Here is a 24,310-nt window from a genome sequence, read left to right on the forward strand (position 1 = left end):
GTATACTGTTTATGAGTGGCAGAATTGTATCTGAAAGCGGGCGGGAAGGGATAGTAAGGTATGCATTCTGTTTGAGCTAGATGGAAAAATAAGTGAAGTGAGCGCGCAGATAAAAGAGTGGTTGCTATTCTCCAAGTAATTTGTGGGATTATAGCGTAAATAAAGGTGGATTCGCAGTCTTGCCGTAGAATTATTCATGCGTATGATAGCTTCACTGGGATGGCGTGATTTACGCCCGATCACTTTTTGCGATCTATCGCCACTAACCAGGAAATAATAAGCCATGCGCATTGAAGAAGGTTTGAAATTAGGTTTTAAAGATGTGTTAATCCGCCCTAAACGTTCCACACTGAAAAGCCGCTCTGAAGTAGAGCTCGAGCGCCAGTTTACCTTCAAACATTCAGGTTGGAATTGGTCTGGTGTACCTATCATCGCTGCTAATATGGATACTGTTGGCACCTTCCGCATGGCTGAAGTTTTGGCATCATTTGATGTGCTTACCGCAGTTCATAAGCACTACACGGTTGAACAATGGGCTGAATTTGTAAAACGGGTTCCTGAATCTGTATTGCGTCATGTCATGGTGTCGACAGGGACTTCCTCTGCCGATTTCGACAAAATGAAGCAAATTCTGGCATTATCACCGGCACTGAAATTCATCTGTATCGATGTAGCTAATGGCTACTCTGAGCATTTTGTTTCCTTCCTGCAAAAAGCTCGCGAAGCCTGCCCGGACAAAGTGATTTGTGCTGGCAATGTGGTGACTGGTGAGATGGTAGAAGAGCTTATCCTTTCTGGTGCAGATATTGTTAAAGTGGGTATTGGTCCAGGTTCTGTTTGTACCACGCGAGTTAAGACCGGTGTTGGTTATCCACAGCTATCTGCTGTGATCGAGTGTGCCGATGCTGCCCACGGTTTGGGGGGACAGATTGTCAGTGATGGCGGCTGCTCTGCACCGGGCGATGTGGCTAAAGCTTTCGGTGGTGGTGCTGATTTCGTGATGCTGGGTGGCATGCTAGCAGGACACGATGAGTGTGAAGGCCGCGTGGTGGAAGAAAATGGCGAGAAATTCATGCTGTTCTACGGTATGAGTTCAGAGTCTGCTATGAAACGCCACGTAGGCGGAGTCGCTGAATATCGCGCCGCAGAAGGTAAAACAGTTAAACTGCCATTACGCGGTTCCGTTGATAACACAGTGCGCGACATTATGGGTGGCTTGCGTTCTGCTTGTACCTACGTGGGTGCTTCGCATTTAAAAGAACTGACCAAGCGCACCACCTTTATCCGAGTTGCAGAGCAAGAAAACCGTGTATTTGGCAGTAACTGATTACTGATGGAAACAGGGCGTTATTTAACGCCCTGTTTCGACCTCCCTTTCCCCACGATACTTCGCCCTTAATACCCGTATTACCCAATAACATCCCCTAGTTGAAATATCGGTAAATACATTGCGATCACTAGAACCCCGACGATGCTGCCAATAATCAACATCAACAGTGGTTCCAACATTTGTGTGAGATTATCGGCTAAATCCTGTGTTTTTTGCCGATGCCAACCTGCTAGTTTTTCTAATAACACATCCAACGCGCCAGATTCTTCACCCACCCGAACCATTTGTTGGCATAGCGACGGGAATAGATGATGTTGTGCAAGAGCGATATGCAGAGGCTCACCTTGGTTGATCTGTTGTTGAATATGTTTTAGTGCTTGCTGATAGGTACAGTTATTGATGGAAAGGAGTGCGGCATCCAATCCGGCAGTTAGCGGTAATCCGGCATGTTGAGTGATAGCTAATGTTTGAAAAATTTGGCTAAGGCAACTTCCTCGGATTAATGTGGAGATGAGTGGGAGACGTAATAACAGTGTTTGCTCCCATTGTTGCACGTGCACCTGACGCCGCCGCGCATAAAGGTATCCCATACATATTGATGTTAATAACACCGCAATATACGGCCCGTAAGTAGTAAGAAATACTGAAATCAGCAGCAGCGTGGCAGTCAGTGTGGGTAATGGTGTATCAAATGATTGATAGATTTGTGCAAATTCAGGCAGCACCATGACCAGCATAACGAGGCTAACAACCATCGCGATAACGCAGACAAATATTGGATATTTGAGTGCCTTAATCACTTTCTTTTGTAATTTTTGCTGCCGTTCCTGGTGCTGTACTAACTGAATACAGCACTGTTCAAGGTTACCCGTCAGCTCCCCCATTGCAATCACTGGGGGGTATAATCGGGGGAATGTGTGTGGGTAACTCGCCATCGCTTCAGATAGTGATTGGCCCTGTGAAACCAGTTGGCTTATGTCCTGCAATAAGCAGCGCCACGGTAATGCATCTATCTCTTTCGCTAGCAGTTGCAGGCTATTAACCAAAGGCAGTCCGGCTTGCAGTAGCGTCGCCAATTGGCGAGTAACAGCCACCAGGTGCTCACCTTGCCAATAACTGATTGATAATCGCTTACCACCCTTAACGTTTAATGGTTGTAACCCTTGGCGGAACATTTGTTCATAAACAATATTTCGCTCTGTTGCCAATTGTGCTCCAGTCTGTAACTGTCCTGTAGTATCAATGGCTTTCCAGTAAAATAAACGTTGATAACTCACAGGATTGCCTCGAATTCTTTCAGAGTTCCCACAACACGATTAATTTCACTAAGCGTAGTAACACCGCTTTCAACTAATGCTAAACCAGCAGAAAGTAATGTTACTTGTTCTTGCTCTTGTGCAATCTGAGTGAGCTTTGCCGGGCTGACATTGTTGAGCAAAGCTTGCTGGATTGGCGGGGTGACACTTAACATTTCGTAAATACCTGTGCGACCATAATAGCCTGCGCAACAGTGTTCACAGCCCACGGCGAGATAATGTTGCAATGGACTCGCCCAAACACCTGCCGGAGCCTGAAAAAGAGTGGGAGATGCCTGGCGACAGTGCAGGCAGAGCCTGCGAACCAGTCGTTGGGCGATAACTAACGTCAGGCTCGATGCAATTAAGTGACGTTCTATTCCCATTTGTGTCAGGCGTATTAGGGTTTCAGATGTTGAGTTGGTATGCAGTGTTGAAAGTACCAGATGCCCCGTTAATGCGGCCTTAACCGCTATCTCGGCAGTTTCATTATCGCGAATCTCGCCGAGCATAATCACATCAGGATCCTGGCGTAGCATCGCGCGTAATACGCAAGAAAAATCCAATCCAATCCTATTGTTAGTCTGAGTCTGATTTATGCCATCAACCTGGATCTCTATAGGATCTTCAACACTACAGATGTTTCTTTGCGGTTGATTGAGTTGGTCTAAACTGCAATAGAGCGTCACAGTTTTTCCACTTCCGGTAGGCCCAGTCACCAGAACTAAACCTTGCGGAGCAGATAATGCGCGCGTGAGTTGTTGGTGGGCCATGGTTGTCAGACCCAGACTGGCCAGCGTTGGTTGTTGATGAATATTCAGTATACGCAGCACCACTTTTTCACCGAACTGTACGGGGAGGGTGGCTATTCTTATGGAGTAGCGGGTGCCATTTAACACTAAAGCTAGCTGGCCATCCTGCGGTAACCGTTTTTCCGCGATATTCAATTTAGCCATAACTTTTAGGCAACTGCTGATACGGCTGGCTAATTCAGTTGTTGGAGGTGGGGATTCGTGCAAAACACCATCAATTCTTAAACGAATACGATAATGATGCTGATAAGGTTCAAAATGGATATCTGAGGAACGTTTCTGAATCGCCAATCTGAGTGTTTGCGTTATAAATTGAATAACGGGAATATCACTTTCATTATCCAGCAATGTCTCATCTAAATCCTGTTGTGGCAGAGAAGCTGAGCCTCCTCCTCCTTGTCGTTTTCTCTCTTGTCGCGATACGCCTTGACTATTTTCGGTAGATTCTACTTCTAGGTTTAGGTGCTCTTTTGCTGATGGTTCAAGGTTTAATAACTGTTCAATCTTAGCCTCAGGCCAGTATTCTACGGTAATTTTACGACCACAGGTAAAACGCAGGGCAGTTAATAATTCGTCATTCACTGGTTTGGATGACGCTATAGCGAGGTTTTTGCCATCGAGTTTTAAGGCTATTGCCCTATAACGACGACAGAGTTTGTGTAATTCAGCGCTGATTCGCTCGGGTTGGTGTGCCATGAATTCAGTCATTGGATTAGGCCTTATCATTGAAACGGAACACGGTCTTACAGCTATCAGCAAGGTTGTTATCTACGGTGGTACATGTTCTGGTCCAGACAATATTTCCACTACTACTAAGTGTGGGGGTCATCGAGAGACTCAGGTCAGCAAGGGTATGTTGACCCGTAAGTGTAATCACACCTTTATCAATGGTTGTTGCACTGACATAACGCGATGGTTGCCCAGCCGGTACGCCGTTATTGCCCGCATTACAGCTATCGAACTTGGCATGCTCCAGAGCACAAAGTTCTACCGCCATTTTGTAGGGCACGATGGCTTGTAACATATCGGTGAGGGCTGCTTTTTGGATATAGCGCTGATAGGAAGGAATACCAATACCGCTAAGTACAGCAATGATGGCGATGGCAACCATTAATTCAATTAAGGTAAAACCCTGTTGCTTATTCATTTGTCACTCTCCTTGTGTGTGAGAAAACAAGGCAAGGGTGCAACTTTTTAATTGATGGCAACAGGGGCATTACATTGATTTGCGAAGCAGGCTGTCGAATATTTAGGTTGTTACAGTGAAATCACAGATAACTTCGGCGATGCTCGCAAAAACAGAATTAGAGTCTGCTAATGGCTATCATCGGCCGAAGATAATTTGGTAGGCTTATTTAAATCGCATGGACAGGTCTAAAGCTGTCACGTGTTTTGTTAGTGCACCGACTGAGATGAAATCAATACTGGTTTCGGCATAGCTTCGCAGTGTTTCTAGCGTAACGTTGCCAGAAACTTCCAGTTGAGCACTCTCTTGGGTCTTGGCCAACTCATTACGCATGTGCACAGCATCACGCATCATTGGGATGGTAAAATTATCCAACATAATGATATCGGCGCCAGCGGTTAATGCTTGTTGCAATTCATCAAGGGATTCAACTTCAACTTCGACGGGAACATCGGAATGAATCCAAAATGCTTTAGCAACCGCTTCTTTGATAGAACCAGCAGCAATAATGTGATTTTCCTTGATAAGGAAAGCATCAGATAAGCCGAGTCGATGATTATTACCGCCACCGCAGAGGACGGCATATTTTAAGGCGGTACGCAGCCCTGGCAAGGTTTTCCTGGTATCGAGTAATTGCGTATGCAACCCAGAGAGCTCCGCCACATAACGGCTGACCTCGGTAGCGACACCGGATAAGGTTTGCAAGAAATTAAGTGCGGTGCGTTCACCGGTAAGTAGGATACGGGCAGGGCCAGTCAGATGGCAAAGTGTCTGATTAGCTATCAACTTGTCTCCATCGTTGACTAACCATTCAACTGTCACTTGGGCACCAAGTTGAATAAACACTTCATTTAGCCAGCGCTGACCACAAAAGATACCAGCTTCGCGCGTAATAATCGTGGCATTAGCCTGTTTATCTGCTGGGAGTAATTGTGCGGTGAGGTCGCGATCTGCATTAACCTCACCACCCAGGTCTTCGCTCAAAGCTTGGGCAACAGTGAAAGGGATATCACATTGAATTCGTTCCAATAGCTCGGCACGGCGGCTGTCGGCATTATAGCTGCGGGTCGGCATATAAAACTCCGAAATGGCGGATAGATAATAGTTCAAACATGCTACTCTGTTGCTGGCTGAAGTGCCATAAAAGAGCCAGTTGAAGTGTACTATTAGGGGGCTTAGATAAACAATGCAGTTAGAAAATGGCTGGATTTTAGGGGTTAAACGGGTCGTTTCTCCCCATTTTGATCAACGGCCAGAATGCGAGGTACCTTCGCTGCTGGTAATTCATAATATCAGTTTGCCCCCTGGTGAATTTGGTGGCCCCTATATCGATCAGCTTTTCACTGGCACACTAAATGCCGATGAACATCCTTATTTTGCTGATATTGTTCACTTGCGAGTTTCAGCCCACTGTCTGATTCGTCGTGATGGTGAAATTATTCAATATGTTCCGTTTGATCAACGCGCTTGGCATGCTGGAGTCTCAAGCTTTGGCGGGCGTGAGCGGTGTAACGATTTTTCTATTGGGATCGAGCTGGAAGGAACGGATATGTTACCGTTTACGCCCGCACAATATCGGAGTTTGAATGAGATAAGTGTGCTGTTATTTGCTCATTATCCGATAACTGTTGATCGGGTGACGGGCCATAGTGACATTGCGCCACAACGTAAAACCGACCCTGGCCCCGCTTTTGATTGGGCTTTGTATCAGCAGAGTTTGGTGAAGTTAACATCGCCATCGTGATGCTGGTCAGTCTTCACCACAGGTTTGTTGTCGAGCAGCTCAGCTGCTTGTTGCCTGGTTTTATAGTGTGGTTTATACATGCCGGGAGGCATATGCCCTGTTTCCAGGGCTGGTTAAGTGCAAAGGGAGAATAAGAGCTAATGACACTGTTTACGCTGTTGCTGGTGCTAGCATGGGAGCGCTTGTTTAAACTCGGCGAACATTGGCAGTTAGACCACCGCCTTGAAGTCGTATTCACGCGTTTACACCGTTTTTCGTTGGCACAAACTATTTTGCTGACTGCCGTGTGGATGGCCTTGGTATGGCTGATTTTGCAGTTAGTGCAGAATATCTTGTTTGGTTTCCCCCTGTTGTTGATTTGGATTCTGATTTGCCTGCTATGCATTGGTGCCGGGGGGATTCGTAAACACTATCGAGCCTACCTTAAAGCTGCGCGCCAAAATGATGCCCATGCCACCGATAAAATGGCAGAAGAGTTAGCATTAATCCATGGTTTACCCATGGATAGCGGAGAGAAAGCTCGCTTACAATCCCTACAAAATGCCTTGTTGTGGATAAACTTCCGTTACTATTTAGCGCCTATCTTCTGGTTTGTTGTGTGTGTTAACTATGGTCCCGTGGCGCTAGCAGGTTATGCGATGTTACGCGGATACCAAACCTGGTTAGCCCGACACCATACGCCTTTACAGCGTTCTCAATCTGGTATTGATCGTCTGTTACATTGGCTGGACTGGATACCTGTGCGGTTGGTGGGCGCGGCATATGCCTTGTTGGGGCACGGCGAAAGAGCATTACCAGCTTGGTTTGCCTCATTAGGTGATTTCAGAACTCAGCAGTATCAGGTTCTGACCCAATTAGCGCAGTACTCTTTGGCTCGTGAGCCTCATTTAGACCCAGTACAGACGCCAAGGTCTGCGGTCTCGTTAGCACGAAAAGTGACACTAACGGTGATTGTAGTCGTGGCTTTACTGACCATTTATGGTGCACTAGTTTAGTTTTCTGATTTATGGCACTGGCCGGAGAGTTTGTGCCCGGCCAGTGCGGTCTTAACGAAATATGATTAATTAGCCCGCATACCTCACCCCCATCTCATATCTGATCTTTTCCTTCACTAATTAGTTCTATATTCATGGATATTCTCTCCGTTATGGATCAAAAACAGTCATTGAAGATGGATTATTGCTGTTCAATCGGGGAGATATCAGAAGTTAATGGTTATAGAGATGGACAAATGTACCATCGCCATCAAAGTCTGAACCAGACGGCAAAAAAGAGACGTGACAAATTCAATACATAAGTAATATCAAACTGTTCATTATCTGGTTTGTACTGTTGGGGGGAGCAGCACTATAGGATCAGTGGGTTATGGAAGATGGCGGGTCAGTCGAACACGGTTTTGTTAAACAATAAAATAAACGGGTCAGCGCTGTAGCTGACCCGTTAGCTATGATGTCGTCAGATTCTCGAGAGAAATCTGCTATGTTCTGCTATCAGGATTTGGCGCGTTGGTTACGATTTTTTAGGATGTAACCAATAGCTAGTAGCAATACCCAAGCTGGAATTAATAGCACAGAAATCTGGATACCCGGTGTCAGATACATAATGACCAAAATGCCGGTGAGGAACAGCAAGCACAGGTAGTTGCTGAACGGATACCAGAAGGCTTTGAACTGTGGGATCACGCCTTGGCGGTTTTTAGCGGCACGGAATTTAAGGTGCGCAAGGCTAATCATCGCCCAGTTGATCACCAGCGCCGATACTACCAGTGCCATCAGTAATTCGAAGGCTCGGCCTGGGATCAGATAGTTAATCAGCACGCAGAAAGCGGTGGCAAATGCAGAGACGGCGATAGCAATAACAGGTACCCCGCGACCATCGACTTTTAGCAGCATTTTCGGGCCGTTGCCTTGTTTGGCTAAACCAAACAACATGCGGCTGTTACAGTAAACACAACTGTTATAGACCGACAATGCTGCTGTCAGTACCACGATATTCAATACAGTTGCGACCACATTGCTGTTCAGTGCATGGAAGATCAGTACAAATGGACTACCGCCTTCGACCACTTTTCCCCACGGGTAGAGTGATAATAAGATTGCCAGAGAACCAATATAGAACAGCAAGATACGGTAGATAACCTGATTGGTTGCTTTGGGGATGCTTTGGGCTGGGTTTTCGGCTTCTGCAGCGGTAATCCCGACTAACTCAAGGCCACCGAAGGAGAACATGATCACCGCCATTGCCATAACCAAGCCCATGACACCGTTAGGGAAGAAGCCGCCTTGTGCCCACAAGTTAGTCACAGTGGCTTCCGGGCCGCCTTGCCCGCTAAGTAGTAACCATCCACCGAACAGAATCATTGCAATGATAGCGACCACTTTAATGATGGCGAACCAAAACTCCATTTCACCATACACTTTGACATTCGCCAGGTTGATGGCATTGATAGCTAAGAAGAATACTGCCGCTGACACCCATGTTGGGATCTCCGGCCACCAATATTGTACATAGATACCTACGGCGGTCAGTTCGGCCATCGCCACTAACACATACAGTACCCAGTAGTTCCAACCGGAAGCGAAACCGGCAAAGTTCCCCCAATATTTGTAAGCAAAGTGGCTAAAAGAACCCGCGACTGGTTCTTCGACTACCATTTCTCCTAACTGGCGCATAATCAGAAACGCGATAAAGCCGCCGATTGCATACCCCAGTAGCACTGAAGGCCCCGCCATTTGAATGGTTTGCGCGATACCAAGGAATAATCCGGTACCAATTGCGCCACCTAAGGCAATAAGCTGTATGTGGCGGTTTTTAAGCCCCCGCTTTAGCTCTGCACCTTCCTGTTGAACACTCATTGTTGCATCCTCTGTCGTTGTCACTTTTAGCGGGCAAACCCGTCATCTTTCAAACTGCAAATATATTGGCTGTACTCGTTACTCAGCCCATCCTTGGAATAATCTGTTACCGCCTTCCCGCAACTTGAAATCTATTGGGTATAAATAGGTGCCGTTTGCTATGCGTAAGGTTTTGATTACATTATTTGTATTATTTTGTTTACGGTGGCTTTTATGGGAATTTTCTCTTTAGGCTACCGTTTAAAAGAGAATAGTGGTAGGCGAGAATTATTGCATCTGCTTTTTATTTTAATCGGTGAAGTTTTAGCCAAAACAGCAAGAAAAATGTTGATGCGTGATCAAGCTGTTGTTTTGAGGAAAAGCAGGAATGTGCTTTTTTGGGTTGAAAAGCCACCAGTAAGCCATTTTTATAATGGTCATACCAGTTTTAAGGCGAGAGACCGAGGGATACAGACTTTTCTTGTTTTAGTTTGAATATAAATTCAAATTTATAGAAGTTATATTCACAAATAAAATCACTTTAACGCTTCAGCTTGCCTAATTACCCGTTTCATAAAAGTTAAAACCCGAGGCTGCCAGGTAATGGTATTACCACTGCTACGTTATCACTTTGCATTGCTTTATCAGTGAAGTTGTTAAAATGTGCTGGGTTTCATGATTTTGGTCAAGGTCCGTATGGACAGCTAGTGAATACTTTGTTACTTTATCGTCACGTTTTTGAAATTGGTATTACCAATTGACTCCGCGCTACTCGCAGAGACGATTCACTCAATACGGCTTACAGCGCGACTTACAACAAATTATGGCCTACAACAAAATACGTCAGCCCAAATTATCAGATGTCATCGAGCAGCAGCTCGAATACCTGATCTTGGAAGGGACGCTGCGTCCGGGGGAGAAATTACTGCCTGAACGCGAGTTGGCGAAGCAATTTGATGTTTCCCGGCCTTCTTTGCGAGAAGCAATTCAGCGCTTAGAAGCTAAGGGACTGCTGTTGCGTCGTCAGGGGGGCGGGACTTTCGTGCAAACCAATCTGTGGCAAAGCTTTAGCGATCCGCTAGCAGAGCTACTGGCTGACCATCCAGAATCACAATTCGATCTGTTAGAAACCCGTCATGCCCTCGAAGGTGTTGCTGCCTATTATGCAGCATTGCGCGGCACTGATGAAGATCTGCAACGTATCCGTGAATGCCATACTGTTATTCAGCAAGCGCAGGATAACGGCGATTTAGATGCTGAGGCAGATGCCGTTATGCAGTATCAAGTGGCTGTCACAGAGGCTGCGCATAATGTGGTTTTGCTGCATTTACTGCGTTGCATGGGGCCGATGCTGGAACAAAACGTAAGACAGAACTTTGAATTGCTTTACTCGCGCCGCGAAATGCTGGCAACGGTGAGCAGTCACCGCGCCGGGATTTTTGAGGCGATTGTGGCACGCGAGCCAGAGAAAGCCCGCGAAGCTTCACACCGTCACTTGGCGTTTATCGAGGAAATTCTGTTGGATCTTAGTCGGGAGCACAGTCGCCGTGAGCGATCTTTGCGTCGGCTCCAACAGCGCAAGGACTAGAAACGAATCATTCAGGTTGCGCCTCTGCAAGACCTCAATAACTCGTTTTGTACCCTTTGTACTTGAAGCTACAGGGTTGTTAGCTGCGTGAACTCACCCGAATCACTGACTTGGGTCAGCTTATCGAGATTCGTTCTCTGGCAGCGGCACGGTAACTTCAATTTCATTGGGTAGTTATTCTCATTTGAGAATTATTAGCGGCAACTATACCCAAAATAATTCGAGTTGTAGGTAGGCGGCAAGGGAATGACAAATCGGTCGTAGGCCGATTTGAACAGCATTTATGCTAGCCCGTAGGGTGAGTCTCAAAGAGACTCATTAATCCCCAGGAGCTTACTTGAGTAAGTGACTGGGGTGAGAGAGTACAGCCAACGCCTCTACAGCTTGAAGTATGACGGGGACAAACTGATGGGCCTATCTTCCGGTGTTTTCACCAGGGCACGTGCTTTAGCCTGGGGTTAAAGCACAGGAAGATAGGCTCCAAATAAACCATTAGAAACAGATAAGGAATACCACCATGTCAGAACGTTTAAATAATGACGTGGATCCGATCGAAACCCGCGACTGGCTACAGGCGATCGAATCGGTCATCCGTGAAGAGGGTGTTGAGCGTGCTCAGTATCTGATTGATCAGGTTTTGGGCGAAGCCCGTAAAGGTGGTGTGAGCGTTGCGGCAGGTTCTGCCAACCGTGATTACATCAACACCATCGCGGTAGAAGACGAACCCGCTTACCCTGGCAACCTGGAGCTTGAGCGTCGTATTCGCAGCGCTATCCGTTGGAATGCTGTGATGACCGTGTTGCGTGCGTCGAAGAAAGATCTGGATTTGGGCGGCCACATGGCATCCTTCCAGTCTTCCGCTACCTTCTACGAGGTTTGCTTCAACCACTTCTTCCGTGCTCGTAACCAAAAAGACGGCGGCGATCTGGTTTACTTCCAGGGCCACATTTCTCCAGGTGTTTACGCGCGTGCTTTCCTTGAAGGCCGCCTGACTCAAGAGCAAATGGATAACTTCCGTCAGGAAGTCGATGGTAAGGGTCTGTCTTCTTACCCGCATCCGAAACTGATGCCTGAATTCTGGCAGTTCCCAACGGTATCGATGGGCCTTGGCCCAATCAGTGCAATCTATCAGGCCAAGTTCCTGAAATACCTCCATCACCGTGGTCTGAAAGACACTGCAGCACAGACCGTGTACGCCTTCTTGGGCGACGGCGAGATGGATGAGCCAGAATCCAAAGGTGCGATCACCATCGCGACCCGTGAAAAACTGGATAACCTGGTCTTCGTTATCAACTGTAACTTGCAGCGCCTGGATGGCCCGGTTACCGGTAACGGCAAGATTATCAATGAGCTGGATGGCATCTTCAATGGTGCTGGCTGGCAGGTTCTGAAAGTGATTTGGGGTAGTCGTTGGGATGAGCTGCTGCGTAAAGATACCAGCGGTAAACTGATCCAACTGATGAACGAAACCCTGGATGGCGACTACCAGACCTTTAAATCCAAAGACGGCGCCTATGTCCGCGAACACTTCTTTGGCCGTTTCCCAGAAACTGCTGCATTAGTGAAAGACATGAGCGACGACGAGATCTGGTCTCTGAACCGTGGTGGTCATGATCCGAAGAAAGTCTTTGCCGCACTGAAGAAAGCACAAGAAACCACCGGTAAACCAACTGTTATCCTGGCCCACACCATTAAAGGTTACGGCATGGGCGAAACAGCAGAAGGTAAAAATATTGCTCACCAGGTGAAGAAAATGAACATGGAAGGGGTTCACCACTTCCGCGATCGTTTCAATGTGCCAGTTGCCGATGCTGATATCGAAAAACTGCCTTACATCACCTTCGAGAAAGATTCCGAAGAGCACAAATATCTGCATGAACGTCGTCAGGCGCTGGAAGGCTATGTGCCAACCCGCATGCCTAAGTTCACCGAGAAGCTGGAAATCCCTGCGTTGTCAGATTTCAGCTCCTTGCTGGAAGAGCAGAACAAAGAGATCTCTACCACTATCGCCTTCGTGCGTGTGCTGAACGTGATGCTGAAGAACAAATCTATCAAAGACAGAATTGTTCCAATCATTGCTGACGAAGCGCGTACTTTTGGTATGGAAGGTCTGTTCCGTCAGATTGGTATTTACAGCCCGAATGGTCAGCAGTACACCCCGCAAGACCGTGAGCAGGTTGCTTACTACAAAGAAGACGAAAAAGGCCAGATCCTGCAAGAAGGGATCAACGAACTGGGTGCTGCCTCTTCATGGCTGGCTGCTGCGACCTCATACAGCACCAATGATCTGCCAATGATCCCGTTCTACATCTACTACTCCATGTTCGGTTTCCAACGTATCGGTGACCTGTGCTGGGCTGCGGGTGACCAACAGGCGCGTGGCTTCCTGATCGGTGGTACTTCAGGTCGTACTACTCTGAATGGCGAAGGTCTGCAACATGAAGATGGTCATAGCCACATTCAGTCACTGACCATCCCGAACTGTATCTCTTACGATCCGGCCTATGCTTATGAAGTTGCTGTCATCATGCATGACGGTCTGGAGCGTATGTACGGTGAAGCGCAGGAAAACGTCTATTACTACCTGACCACGCTGAACGAAAACTACCACATGCCAGCAATGCCACAGGGCGCAGAAGAAGGTATCCGTAAAGGTATCTACAAACTGGAAACTGTTGCAGGTAGCAAAGGCAAAGTGCAGTTGATGAGTTCAGGTGCAATCCTGCGTCACGTTCGCGAAGCGGCTCAGATTCTGGCTAACGACTACGGTGTTGGTTCTGATGTGTACAGCGTAACATCCTTCACTGAACTGGCCCGTGATGGTCAGGATTGTGAGCGTTGGAACATGCTGCACCCAACAGAAACGCCACGTGTTCCTTATGTGGCTCAAGTCATGAACGACGCGCCAGCGGTTGCTTCTACTGACTACATGAAGTTGTTCGCTGAACAAATTCGTAACTTCATTCCTGCCAGCGAGTTCCGCGTGTTGGGTACAGATGGTTTCGGCCGCTCTGACAGCCGTGAGAACCTGCGTCACCACTTCGAAGTTGATGCTTCTTACGTTGTGGTTGCAGCTCTGGGTGAATTGGCTAAACGCGGTGACATCGACGCCAGCGTAGTTGCACAAGCAATTACTAAGTTTGGTATCGACGCCGATAAAGTTAACCCGCGTCTGGCATAAGAGGTAAAGAACAAATGGCTATTGAAATTAACGTACCAGACATCGGTGCAGATGAAGTGGAAGTCACCGAAATTATGGTGAAAGTAGGCGATACCGTTGAAGCGGAACAATCGCTTATCACTGTTGAAGGTGATAAAGCTTCCATGGAAGTCCCATCACCGCAGGCGGGCGTAGTTAAAGAAATCAAAATTGCAGTTGGCGATACTGTCGCGACCGGCAAACTGATGATGATCTTCGAAGCAACAGGTGCCGCTGCGGCGCCTGCAGCAGCCGAAGAAAAGCCAGCAGCCCCTGCTCAGGCAGCGGCGCCAGCGGCATCTGCGGTAAAAAATGTTGAAGTGCCAGATATCGGCAGCGACGAAGTTGAAGTGACTGAAATACTAGTGAAAGTGGGCGATACTGTTGCCGCTGAACAATCTCTGATCACAGTAGAGGGCGATAAAGCCTCTATGGAAGTGCCAGCGCCATTCGCCGGTACCGTTAAAGAGATCAAAATCAGCACTGGCGATAAAGTCAGCACCGGTTCTCCTATCATGATATTTGAAGTGGCAGGTGCTGCGGCACCCGCCGCGGCAACTGAGTCAGCTCCGGCCGCAGCGGCTGCTGCACCGGCTGCCTCAGCAGCAAAAAATGTCGAAGTGCCAGACATCGGTGACGATGAAGTTGAAGTCACAGAAGTGATGGTTAAAGTGGGTGATAAAGTTGCCGCTGAACAATCACTGATCACCGTTGAAGGCGATAAAGCCTCAATGGAAGTGCCAGCACCATTTGCCGGTACCGTTAAAGAGATCAAAATCAGCACTGGCGACAAAGTTAAAACCGGCTCGCTTATCATGGTGTTCGAAGTGGAAGGCGCAGCCCCTGCTGTTGCACCTGCCCAGCCAGCGGCTCCTGCGGCTCCTGCGGCACCGGCTAAAGCGGCCACCGCTCCTGGCGCGAAAGCTGAGAGCAAAGGCGAGTTTGCTGAGAATGACGCTTACGTGCATGCCACGCCGGTTATCCGTCGTTTAGCGCGTGAATTTGGCGTAAACCTGGCGAAAGTGAAAGGTACCGGTCGTAAAGGTCGTATCCTGCGCGAAGACGTTCAGGCCTACGTGAAAGATGCGGTCAAACGTGCTGAAACAGCCCCTGCTGCCACTGGCGGCGGTCTGCCAGGTATGTTGCCTTGGCCGAAAGTTGATTTCAGCAAGTTCGGTGAGATTGAAGAAGTTGAATTAGGCCGTATCCAGAAAATCTCTGGTGCGAACCTGAGCCGTAACTGGGTCACTATCCCTCATGTGACCCAATTCGATGAAGCGGATATCACTGAAGTTGAAGTGTTCCGTAAGCAACAGAACATCGAAGCTGAGAAGAAAAAACAAGATCTGAAAATCACCCCGCTGGTGTTCCTGATGAAGGCGGCTGCTAAGGCGTTGGAAGAGTTCCCACGTTTCAACAGCTCGATTTCTGAAGATGGTCAGAAACTGACATTGAAAAAATACATCAATATCGGTGTGGCGGTTGATACCCCTAACGGTCTGGTTGTTCCAGTATTCCGTGATGTGAACAAAAAAGGTATTGTCGAGTTGTCTCGCGAGCTGGCTGTTATTTCCAAGAAAGCGCGTGATGGCAAATTGACTGCATCTGACATGCAAGGCGGTTGTTTCACTATCTCCAGCCTGGGCGGCATCGGCGGGACGGCGTTTACGCCAATCGTCAATGCGCCAGAAGTGGCTATCTTGGGTGTGTCTAAATCATCCATGAAGCCAGTCTGGAATGGTAAAGAGTTTGCGCCACGTCTGATGCTGCCTCTGTCTCTGTCCTTCGACCACCGTGTGATCGATGGCGCAGCAGGTGCTCGCTTCGCAGCCTATATCGCGACCATTATGGCTGATATTCGCCGTTTGGTGATGTAATCGCCAAGGCCGGCTTCGTGCCGGCCTTGTTTTTATATAGATTAGGGTTGTTGAGACACTCGTCACTCGATGTTGCTTTTCAGATTATTAACAATTCTGTAAACTGCTCGCGGTGCAAGCGTCCCGGTGGATGAAGGGCGTTATGAAATTAATTAGCCTAATATATTCGATAGATTTCAAAATGATGTCTGACCCGCCGGACAAACAATTAAGAGGTCATGATGAGTACTGAAATTAAAACTCAGGTCGTGGTACTTGGGGCAGGTCCAGCAGGGTACTCTGCTGCTTTTCGTTGCGCGGATTTAGGTTTGGAAACCATTCTGGTTGAGCGTTACTCTACTTTGGGTGGTGTTTGCCTGAATGTGGGTTGTATCCCTTCCAAGGCATTGTTGCACGTTGCCAAAGTTATCGAAGAAGCTAAGGCGCTGGCTGAACACGGTATCGTTTTTGGTGAGCCTAAAACTGACATTGATAAAGTCCGTGTCTGGAAAGAGAAAGTTATCAATCAGTTAACCGGTGGTTTGGCAGGTATGGCTAAAGGCCGTAAAGTCAAAGTGGTTAATGGTTTTGGTAAATTTACTGGCGCGAACACCTTAGTGGTTGAAGGCGAAAATGGCCCAACTACCATTACCTTCGATAACGCGATTATCGCGGCCGGTTCTCGCCCAATCCAACTGCCATTTATTCCTCATGAAGACCCACGTGTTTGGGACTCAACTGATGCACTGGCACTGAAAAGCGTTCCTGAACGTCTGCTGGTTATGGGCGGTGGCATCATCGGTCTGGAAATGGGTACGGTTTACCATGCGCTGGGCTCGAAAATTGATGTGGTAGAAATGGCTGACCAGGTTATTCCGGCTGCTGATAAAGACGTGGTGAAAGTTTTCACCAAGCGCATCAGTAAGCAGTTCAACCTGATGCTGGAAACCAAAGTGACGGCGGTAGAAGCCAAAGAAGACGGTATCTATGTCACGATGGAAGGCAAAAAAGCGCCAGCAGAACCACAGCGCTATGATGCCGTTCTGGTGGCTATCGGCCGTGTACCTAACGGCAAATTGCTGGATGCCGGTCAGGCTGGTGTAGAAGTTGATGAGCGTGGCTTTATCCACGTTGATAAACAACTGCGTACCAACGTGCCGCATATCTTTGCTATCGGTGACATCGTGGGTCAGCCAATGCTGGCACATAAAGGTGTGCACGAAGGTCATGTTGCTGCTGAAGTTATCTCCGGCCTGAAACATTACTTCGATCCGAAAGTCATTCCATCTATTGCGTACACTGAACCTGAAGTCGCATGGGTGGGTCTGACCGAGAAAGAAGCGAAAGAAAAAGGCATCAGCTTTGAGACCTCCACCTTCCCGTGGGCGGCATCGGGCCGTGCTATCGCTTCAGATTGCGCAGACGGTATGACTAAACTTATCTTCGACAAAGAAACTCACCGTATCATCGGTGGTGCCATTGTTGGGACTAACGGTGGTGAACTGTTAGGTGAAATCGGTCTGGCGATCGAGATGGGTTGTGATGCGGAAGATATCGCGTTGACCATCCATGCTCACCCTACCTTGCATGAATCTGTCGGTCTGGCCGCGGAAATCTACGAAGGTAGCATTACCGACTTGCCTAACCCGAAAGCGAAAAAGAAATAATTTTCGCTAATACAGCAAGATAATGAAGCGGCTCCTTAACAGGGGCCGTTTTTTGTTTAAAGGTTTTTATCACTCAGGCATTTTTTAGCGATCAAAAATCGATCCCGCCCGTAGTTGACTGGGCGAGATATGAAAGGTCCGCCGCAGTGCGGTGGCAAAGTTGGCAGGGCTGGTATAACCAGCAATGGCGGCGGCTTGATCGATACTGACTCCTTCTTTCTGTAATGCCAGCATGGCCCGCTTTAAACGACAATGGCGCAGATATTCAAATACCGTAATGTGGTAACTTTCACGAAAACGTCGCTGCAAGGTACTCTGGCTCATATTCACCAGACCGGCTAATTCACTCATCGATAGGTGGTCAGCCTCACCACTTTCCAGCCAGTCACGTACCTGCTGAACCCGGTTCAACCCACGTAATGAGATTTTATTTTGCTGCTGAGCTTGCTGCTCCAGTGAACTGAACGCTTCAATGATCAGCCCAATACATTGTGTTTCCCATTGCAACCGCTCCAGCGGCGTTGAAAAGGGTGGGGCGCTCGCTATTTTCTGAGCAATGGCTTGCGAGTGAACTGATGGGCGCCATAAATGAATCGCCAGATGCTGTTGGGTAAAGTTATACAACGTATCCCATGCGCCGGCTTGTGGCAGCAAATCGCCATACAGCCATTCACGGTCAAAAGTCAGTGTTAACGTGCGCTCGTGACTGTTGTTTTTACCGTGGCGAGTAAACAGGGTGCTTTCAGTTAATGAGACCAGCGAGGCATCGCCTTTTTCCTGCAAATGCAACTGTTGACCGCCGAATGAGATATGCGCGCTGCCACTAACCACAATAGCCAGTTTCAGTGCTGGATTAAGCCGGTTTTGCGTCTTGATATCACAGAGGTTGGTGACATTCGCGGTATGTAAAATCAGATGTGGGTTCAGACGCAATACTTGAAAGTCGCCAAACAATACCGGGTCAGTGGACAATGATTTCACGCTGCTCAGTTGATAATCACTGGCAACCAGATTCGATTGTTGCACAATTTGTTCACGATAAATCGGTTTGGATGAAGGAGAGACATTGCGTAATTTGTTTTGCTTCACCGTCGACATGACGAACTCTCCACTGACATTATGACAACATTGACGTTCTGACAAACAGATTTGCTGTTTGCACAAACCTTTTCCCTATATGCAAATGTAACAATTAACGCGATGAATTGATAATGGAAATAATTATCAATCTTGTTCGTCTTTATCGCCCAACGAATAGATTGCCAGAGATTTTACTCTGCGGATATTTGCTGTGGGCTTTTTTGCATCAGGGGAAAGTGTAATGAAAGTAAAATGGCAACGGCGTTCTCTGACGACATTGATCGGTATTTGCATATCGACTCCGCTCTGGGCACAAACTCAAGCGACAAATCAAGCTGAGTCCACAGCAGCGACACAGGCGACAGCGCAAACAACCGCCACCACATCGCAGCAAGAGCCTGCTGTGGCCGGTGGGTCGGCAACCACCGGTGATACGCTGGTGGTGACCGCTCAACAGCAAGTTCGTCAGGCGCTGGGGGCATCAACTATCACCGCAGAGGATATCCGCAAACGGCCACCCGCGAATGACCTGTCCGAAATTATCCGCACCATGCCGGGTGTTAATCTTTCCGGTAACTCTGCCAGTGGTCAGCGTGGTAATAATCGGCAAATTGATATTCGTGGCATGGGGCCTGAAAATACGCTGATTATGATTGATGGCATACCGGTCTCCAGCCGTAATGCGGTGCGTTATGGCTGGCGTGGTGAACGTGATACCCGTGGTGATACCAACTGGGTTCCCGCGAATATGGTTGAGAAAATCGAAGTTTTACGCGGGCCGTCAGCGGCACGCTATGGCAACGGTGCAGCCGGTGGTGTAGTGAATATCATCACCAAACAGCCGGACAAAGAACTACATGGTAGCTGGAACGCCTACATGAACCTGCCGCAGCACAGCGAGGAAGGCGCGACCCGTCGTACCGATTTCAGTCTGTTGGGGCCGCTAAGTGATACCGTCAGTTTCCGCTTGTACGGTGGATACAATAAAACCGATGCTGATGATTGGGATATTAACCAAGGCCATGAATCTGCCCGTACCGGTAACCAGGCCGGTACACTGCCGGCCGGCCGTGAAGGGGTACGAAATAAAGATATCAACGGGTTACTGCGTTGGGAATTCGCCCAAGGCCAATCTCTGGAATTCGAGGCAGGTTATAGCCGCCAGGGAAATATTTATGCCGGTGATACACAAAACACAAACAGCAATGCCATAGTTCGCAGCTTATACGGTGCGGAAACTAACGTGATGTACCGCGATAATTTCTCGCTAACACACCGTGGTTTTTGGGATAACGGCGTCAGTACAACCTCCTATTTTCAGTATGAAGATACGCGCAACTCACGAATCAATGAGGGGCTGGCGGGCGGTACAGAAGGCATATTCTCAAATAAATATTTCAGTACTATCAAGCTGGACAACTATCTGGCCCACTCCGAGGTTAACCTGCCATTTGAATTGGGCGTTAATCAGGTGCTGACCGTGGGGGCGGAATGGAATGACCAGAAAATGAACGATCCAAGCTCTAATACCCAAACGACGAGTGAGGGTGGCAGTGTCAGCGGTTTGACGGGGACTGGGCGCAATACTCGTAGCTCGGCGCAGATAGCCTCGGTATTTGTTGAGGATAATATCGAGTTGACGGATACCACCATGCTCACCCCAGCACTGCGCTTTGATCATCACAGCACCGCGGGAAGTAACTGGAGTCCAGGCCTGAATCTGTCACAGGAACTGGGTGATTACTTCACCATGAAAATGGGTATTGCCCGTTCTTATAAAGCGCCAAATCTCTATCAAACCAACCCTAACTATCTGTTATATAGCCGTGGTCAAGGTTGCTATGGCGGTGGCGGCAGTTGCTACCTGATGGGTAATGATTCTCTGTCTGCTGAAACCAGCGTAAACAAAGAGATCGGGTTCGAGTTCCACGATGACGGCATTATTGCCGGTATCACTTACTTCCGTAATGATTATCGTAATAAGATCGAGCCGGGTTTGCTCTCCCTCGGGACTGCCAGTGGCGGTACCGGTGCTTATGCTAATTCCGATATCTTCAAGTGGAGTAACGTGCCGAAAGCGTTGGTGGAAGGGTTGGAAGGTAATCTGACTGTGCCCTTCACTGAGACAGTACAGTGGAGCAGCAATCTGACCTATATGCTGGAGTCGAAGAACAAAAGCACCGGCGATTACTTATCGATCACGCCGGAGTTTACTTTGAATAGTTCACTGAACTGGCAGGCAACTGATGATTTGTCACTGCTATCCACCGTGACCTGGTATGGGCGTCAGAAGCCGAAAAAATATGACTATCAAGGTCTGCCGGTTACGGGTACGGCACGCAATGAAGTCAGCCCATATGCCATCTTTGGTCTCAGTGCTAGCTATACAGTGACAAAAAATGTCAGTGTCACCACTGGGATTGAAAACCTGTTCGACAAACGCCAGTTCCGTGCCGGTAATGCCCAGAGCGTAGCCGGTATCGCGGGTGCAGGGGCAGCGACTTACAATGAGCCGGGCCGGACCTATTTTGTTAGCTTGAATACCCAATTCTAATTGCCCTTCATACTTGGGGCATAGAGTCTTTTATCAAAGCAGAAACAGTGGTTATCGGCTGTTTCTGCTTCATTTATCGCCACAATATCTTCCCTTCGTTATTTATCACCCTAAAAGTCATATCAATAGCACGAGATTCTCATAGAGAGATGGTATCCATTCATTTACTGTGGTTATCATACAGCGGTGTTTTTGCGGATATTGCCCTAGGGTGAGAGGCTAACTGAGAGCCATTATCAATACTTCAGGTGATTACACTGCGCTCAACGATTCAGCAAAAATTTAATGTTGCTTTTATGTGAACGAATTAACACTGAGTTCAAATACTGGTATGCTGGCTGGGCAAACAGGGCGTCTTACCTACACCTACTGCATCAGTGATGATGGCTGGTGACAACAGATAAGCCTGGAAAATATATGATAATTAAAGCGAGGAGAGAGTCGTGCTAGAAGAATACCGTAAGCACGTAGCCGAGCGTGCTGCTGAGGGTATCGTCCCCAAGCCATTAGATGCATCACAAATGGCCGCGCTGGTTGAATCATTAAAAAATCCGCCGGCGGGCGAAGAAGAATTTTTATTAGATCTGCTGATCAACCGTGTTCCACCCGGTGTTGATGAAGCAGCCTACGTTAAAGCCGGTTTCCTGGCGGCGATTGCCAAGGGTGAAGCCAACTCCCCTCTGATTAACGCTGAAAAAGCGATTGAACTGCTTGGCACTATGCAGGGCGGTTATAACATTCATCCGCTGATTGATGCGTTAGATAACGAACAGCTGGCACCGATTGCGGGCAAAGCGTTATCTCACACCTTGCTGATGTTTGATAACTTCTACGATGTGGAAGAAAAAGCCAAAGCGGGTAACCCACATGCCAGGAAGGTGATGCAATCCTGGGCTGATGCCGAATGGTATCTCTCCCGACCGCCTTTGGCCGAAAAAATCACGGTCACCGTATTCAAAGTAACCGGTGAAACCAATACCGATGATTTGTCCCCGGCGCAAGATGCCTGGTCGCGCCCTGATATTCCACTGCATGCCTTGGCGATGCTGAAAAATGCCCGTGAAGGCATTCACCCAGATCAACCGGGTAGCGTTGGCCCGATCAAACAGATCGAAGAACTGAACAAAATCGGTTTCCCGCTGGCCTACGTCGGTGATGTGGTCGGTACCGGTTCTTCCCGTAAATCCGCCACCAACTCGGTGCTGTGGTTTATGGGCGACGACATCCCTTACGTGCCGAACAAGCGCGGCGGTGGCGTGGTGCTGGGCAGCAAAATTGCCCCGATCTTCTTTAACACCATGGAAGATGCCGGTGCTTTGCCAATCGAAGTGGATGTTGCCAATCTAAACATGGGCGACGTGATTGATATCTTCCCGTATCTGGGCGAAGTACGCCGCCATGATACCGGTGAGATACTCGCGACCTTCGAGCTGAAAACTGACGTGTTGCTGGACGAAGTCCGTGCTGGTGGCCGTATTCCACTGATTGTTGGCCGTGGCTTGACCACTAAAGCTCGTGAGTCGCTGGGTCTGCCAGTCAGCGAAGTATTCCGTGTGGCGAAGCCAGTTGCCAAAAGCAATAAAGGCTTCTCGCTGGCACAGAAAATGGTTGGCCGCGCATGTGGCGTTGAAGGTGTGCGCCCAGGCGAATACTGCGAACCTAAGATGACCTCGGTCGGTTCACAAGACACCACCGGCCCGATGACCCGTGATGAGCTGAAAGACTTGGCATGTCTGGGCTTCTCCGCTGATTTGGTGATGCAGTCATTCTGTCATACTGCCGCTTATCCTAAGCCCGTTGATGTGACCACTCACCATACTTTGCCTGATTTCATTATGAACCGTGGTGGCGTATCGCTGCGTCCTGGTGATGGCATCATCCACTCGTGGTTGAACCGCATGCTGCTGCCAGATACGGTTGGTACCGGTGGTGACTCCCATACTCGCTTCCCGATTGGGATCTCCTTCCCGGCAGGTTCTGGTTTGGTGGCCTTTGCGGCCGCAACAGGTGTAATGCCTTTGGACATGCCTGAATCGGTGCTGGTGCGTTTTAAAGGTAAAATGCAGCCGGGTATCACTCTGCGTGATCTGGTGCATGCAATTCCTTACTACGCGATTCAGGAAGGCCTGCTGACGGTTGAGAAGCAAGGCAAGAAGAACATCTTCTCTGGCCGAATTCTGGAAATTGAAGGCCTGCCAGAGCTGAAAGTCGAACAGGCATTCGAGTTGGCCGATGCTTCCGCTGAACGTTCTGCTGCTGGTTGTACCATTAAATTGGATAAAGCGCCGATCACCGAATACCTACAATCCAATATCGTCTTGTTGAAGTGGATGATTGCGGAAGGCTACGGCGACCGCCGTACGCTGGAGCGCCGGGTTAATGGTATGGAAAGCTGGCTGGCGAATCCAAATCTACTGGAAGGCGATGCCGATGCGGAATATGCAGCGGTAATCGAAATCGATCTGGCTGATATCACACAACCTATTCTGTGTGCGCCAAACGATCCAGATGATGCTCGCTTGTTGTCTGATGTGGCTAACAGCAAGATCGATGAAGTGTTTATCGGTTCTTGCATGACCAACATTGGCCACTTCCGCGCGGCGGGTAAGTTGCTGGATCAACATAAAGGCCAATTGCCAACACGTTTGTGGGTTGCACCTCCGACCAAAATGGATGCCGCACAGTTAACCGAAGAGGGCTACTACAGCGTCTTTGGTAAGAGTGGTGCCCGTATTGAGATTCCGGGCTGTTCACTGTGTATGGGTAACCAGGCTCGTGTGGCTGATGGTGCGACAGTGGTTTCTACGTCAACCCGTAACTTCCCGAATCGCTTGGGGAATGGGGCGAATGTCTATCTGGCGTCGGCTGAACTGGCGGCGATTGCATCACTGCTGGGGCGTCTGCCAACGCCTGAGGAATATCAAACTTATATGGCTCAGGTTGATAAGACCGCAGAGGATACTTATCGCTACCTGAACTTCGATCAGTTGAGCCAATATACGGACAAAGCTGACGGTGTTATCTTCCAAACCGCAGTCTAAACAGCTATACCCTTTGTCTTTGGAGTGACAGGGCGGTTAGCTTGCCGCCTATCTGTAACCCCAATTACTTTGGGTATGATGTATAATACGTATCTGACGGGAGGCCTATGGCCTCCCGTTTCTA

General features: G+C 48.4%; 16 protein-coding genes. 10 read left to right on the forward strand and 6 right to left on the reverse strand.

The features are described from left to right. The first annotated feature begins 283 nt into the window (after window positions 1–283). Window positions 284–1,327 carry a GMP reductase gene (locus tag V1956_RS06130; protein ID WP_083160502.1) on the forward strand — a complete coding sequence of 348 codons (1,044 nt, stop codon included), beginning with the start codon at window positions 284–286 and terminating at the stop codon, window positions 1,325–1,327. 80 nt (window positions 1,328–1,407) lie between these two features. On the opposite strand, the gene hofC is transcribed toward V1956_RS06130, so the two are convergent. The 4 genes from hofC to nadC form a co-directional block, all read right to left on the reverse strand. Then, window positions 1,408–2,607 (reverse strand): protein transport protein HofC, encoded by a 1,200-nt coding sequence (gene hofC, locus V1956_RS06135; RefSeq protein WP_420070984.1) that lies wholly within the window; start codon window positions 2,605–2,607, stop codon window positions 1,408–1,410. After that, complete coding sequence (gene gspE / locus V1956_RS06140) at window positions 2,604–4,145, reverse strand: type II secretion system protein GspE (protein ID WP_420074531.1); 1,542 nt, start codon at window positions 4,143–4,145, stop codon at window positions 2,604–2,606. Before gspE ends, hofC begins: the two co-directional genes overlap by 4 nt. 4 nt (window positions 4,146–4,149) lie before the next feature. Next, the gene (ppdD, locus tag V1956_RS06145) at window positions 4,150–4,584 is read right to left on the reverse strand and encodes a prepilin peptidase-dependent pilin (RefSeq protein WP_420070986.1); all 435 of its coding nucleotides are present in this window, start codon (window positions 4,582–4,584) and stop codon (window positions 4,150–4,152) included. A 204-nt stretch (window positions 4,585–4,788) separates the two neighbouring features. Further along, on the reverse strand, window positions 4,789–5,697 hold the full coding sequence (gene nadC, locus V1956_RS06150; RefSeq protein ID WP_420075388.1) for a carboxylating nicotinate-nucleotide diphosphorylase: 909 nt from the start codon (window positions 5,695–5,697) through the stop codon (window positions 4,789–4,791). Between the two features lie 112 nt (window positions 5,698–5,809). Here nadC and ampD point away from each other — a divergent pair, with 112 nt between their 5' ends. After that, on the forward strand, window positions 5,810–6,367 hold the full coding sequence (ampD, locus tag V1956_RS06155; RefSeq protein WP_372558016.1) for a 1,6-anhydro-N-acetylmuramyl-L-alanine amidase AmpD: 558 nt from the start codon (window positions 5,810–5,812) through the stop codon (window positions 6,365–6,367). 140 nt (window positions 6,368–6,507) lie between these two features. After that, window positions 6,508–7,362 carry a beta-lactamase regulator AmpE gene (gene ampE, locus V1956_RS06160; protein WP_372558017.1) on the forward strand — a complete coding sequence of 285 codons (855 nt, stop codon included), beginning with the start codon at window positions 6,508–6,510 and terminating at the stop codon, window positions 7,360–7,362. Between the two features lie 495 nt (window positions 7,363–7,857). On the opposite strand, the gene V1956_RS06165 is transcribed toward ampE, so the two are convergent. Further along, complete coding sequence (locus V1956_RS06165) at window positions 7,858–9,222, reverse strand: amino acid permease (RefSeq protein WP_083160490.1); 1,365 nt, start codon at window positions 9,220–9,222, stop codon at window positions 7,858–7,860. 213 nt (window positions 9,223–9,435) lie between these two features. Here V1956_RS06165 and V1956_RS06170 point away from each other — a divergent pair, with 213 nt between their 5' ends. From V1956_RS06170 to lpdA, 5 genes are all read left to right on the forward strand, one after another. Continuing rightward, window positions 9,436–9,696 carry a hypothetical protein gene (locus V1956_RS06170; RefSeq protein WP_372558018.1) on the forward strand — a complete coding sequence of 87 codons (261 nt, stop codon included), beginning with the start codon at window positions 9,436–9,438 and terminating at the stop codon, window positions 9,694–9,696. Between the two features lie 328 nt (window positions 9,697–10,024). Continuing rightward, complete coding sequence (pdhR, locus tag V1956_RS06175) at window positions 10,025–10,789, forward strand: pyruvate dehydrogenase complex transcriptional repressor PdhR (protein ID WP_049613280.1); 765 nt, start codon at window positions 10,025–10,027, stop codon at window positions 10,787–10,789. 517 nt (window positions 10,790–11,306) lie between these two features. Beyond that, window positions 11,307–13,970: a pyruvate dehydrogenase (acetyl-transferring), homodimeric type gene (aceE, locus tag V1956_RS06180; RefSeq protein ID WP_372558019.1), complete on the forward strand. Its 2,664-nt coding sequence runs from the start codon at window positions 11,307–11,309 to the stop codon at window positions 13,968–13,970. A 14-nt stretch (window positions 13,971–13,984) separates the two neighbouring features. Further along, complete coding sequence (gene aceF / locus V1956_RS06185; protein ID WP_442824912.1) at window positions 13,985–15,865, forward strand: pyruvate dehydrogenase complex dihydrolipoyllysine-residue acetyltransferase; 1,881 nt, start codon at window positions 13,985–13,987, stop codon at window positions 15,863–15,865. 221 nt (window positions 15,866–16,086) lie between these two features. Further along, entirely contained in the window at window positions 16,087–17,511 is a 1,425-nt protein-coding gene (gene lpdA, locus V1956_RS06190; protein WP_372558021.1) for a dihydrolipoyl dehydrogenase, read from the forward strand. 84 nt (window positions 17,512–17,595) lie between these two features. Here the strand turns inward: lpdA and V1956_RS06195 are convergent, their stop codons facing one another. Then, on the reverse strand, window positions 17,596–18,609 hold the full coding sequence (locus tag V1956_RS06195) for a helix-turn-helix domain-containing protein (protein ID WP_083160484.1): 1,014 nt from the start codon (window positions 18,607–18,609) through the stop codon (window positions 17,596–17,598). Between the two features lie 223 nt (window positions 18,610–18,832). Here V1956_RS06195 and V1956_RS06200 point away from each other — a divergent pair, with 223 nt between their 5' ends. Next, a complete protein-coding gene (locus V1956_RS06200; RefSeq protein WP_420074611.1) occupies window positions 18,833–21,145 on the forward strand; it encodes a TonB-dependent siderophore receptor in 2,313 nt (770 codons plus the stop codon). 443 nt (window positions 21,146–21,588) lie between these two features. Next, window positions 21,589–24,186: a bifunctional aconitate hydratase 2/2-methylisocitrate dehydratase gene (gene acnB, locus V1956_RS06205; RefSeq protein ID WP_420070972.1), complete on the forward strand. Its 2,598-nt coding sequence runs from the start codon at window positions 21,589–21,591 to the stop codon at window positions 24,184–24,186. Window positions 24,187–24,310: the final 124 nt, after the last annotated feature.

It is taken from the genome of Yersinia sp. 2540 StPb PI, assembly GCF_052217165.1.
GTDB classification, from domain to species: Bacteria; Pseudomonadota; Gammaproteobacteria; order Enterobacterales; family Enterobacteriaceae; genus Yersinia; species Yersinia enterocolitica_E.

Excerpts from the sequence above, each read along its gene's own strand:
- aceF (WP_442824912.1), top strand. The coding sequence starts at position 13,985 with ATGGCTATTGAAATTAACGTACCAGACATCGGTGCAGATGAAGTGGAA.
- V1956_RS06195 (WP_083160484.1), bottom strand. The coding sequence starts at position 18,609 with ATGTCGACGGTGAAGCAAAACAAATTACGCAATGTCTCTCCTTCATCC.
- V1956_RS06200 (WP_420074611.1), top strand. The coding sequence starts at position 18,833 with ATGAAAGTAAAATGGCAACGGCGTTCTCTGACGACATTGATCGGTATT.
- ampD (WP_372558016.1), top strand. The coding sequence starts at position 5,810 with ATGCAGTTAGAAAATGGCTGGATTTTAGGGGTTAAACGGGTCGTTTCT.
- V1956_RS06130 (WP_083160502.1), top strand. The coding sequence starts at position 284 with ATGCGCATTGAAGAAGGTTTGAAATTAGGTTTTAAAGATGTGTTAATC.
- pdhR (WP_049613280.1), top strand. The coding sequence starts at position 10,025 with ATGGCCTACAACAAAATACGTCAGCCCAAATTATCAGATGTCATCGAG.
- ppdD (WP_420070986.1), bottom strand. The coding sequence starts at position 4,584 with ATGAATAAGCAACAGGGTTTTACCTTAATTGAATTAATGGTTGCCATC.
- nadC (WP_420075388.1), bottom strand. The coding sequence starts at position 5,697 with ATGCCGACCCGCAGCTATAATGCCGACAGCCGCCGTGCCGAGCTATTG.
- V1956_RS06170 (WP_372558018.1), top strand. The coding sequence starts at position 9,436 with ATGGGAATTTTCTCTTTAGGCTACCGTTTAAAAGAGAATAGTGGTAGG.
- ampE (WP_372558017.1), top strand. The coding sequence starts at position 6,508 with ATGACACTGTTTACGCTGTTGCTGGTGCTAGCATGGGAGCGCTTGTTT.
- gspE (WP_420074531.1), bottom strand. The coding sequence starts at position 4,145 with ATGACTGAATTCATGGCACACCAACCCGAGCGAATCAGCGCTGAATTA.
- aceE (WP_372558019.1), top strand. The coding sequence starts at position 11,307 with ATGTCAGAACGTTTAAATAATGACGTGGATCCGATCGAAACCCGCGAC.
- lpdA (WP_372558021.1), top strand. The coding sequence starts at position 16,087 with ATGAGTACTGAAATTAAAACTCAGGTCGTGGTACTTGGGGCAGGTCCA.
- V1956_RS06165 (WP_083160490.1), bottom strand. The coding sequence starts at position 9,222 with ATGAGTGTTCAACAGGAAGGTGCAGAGCTAAAGCGGGGGCTTAAAAAC.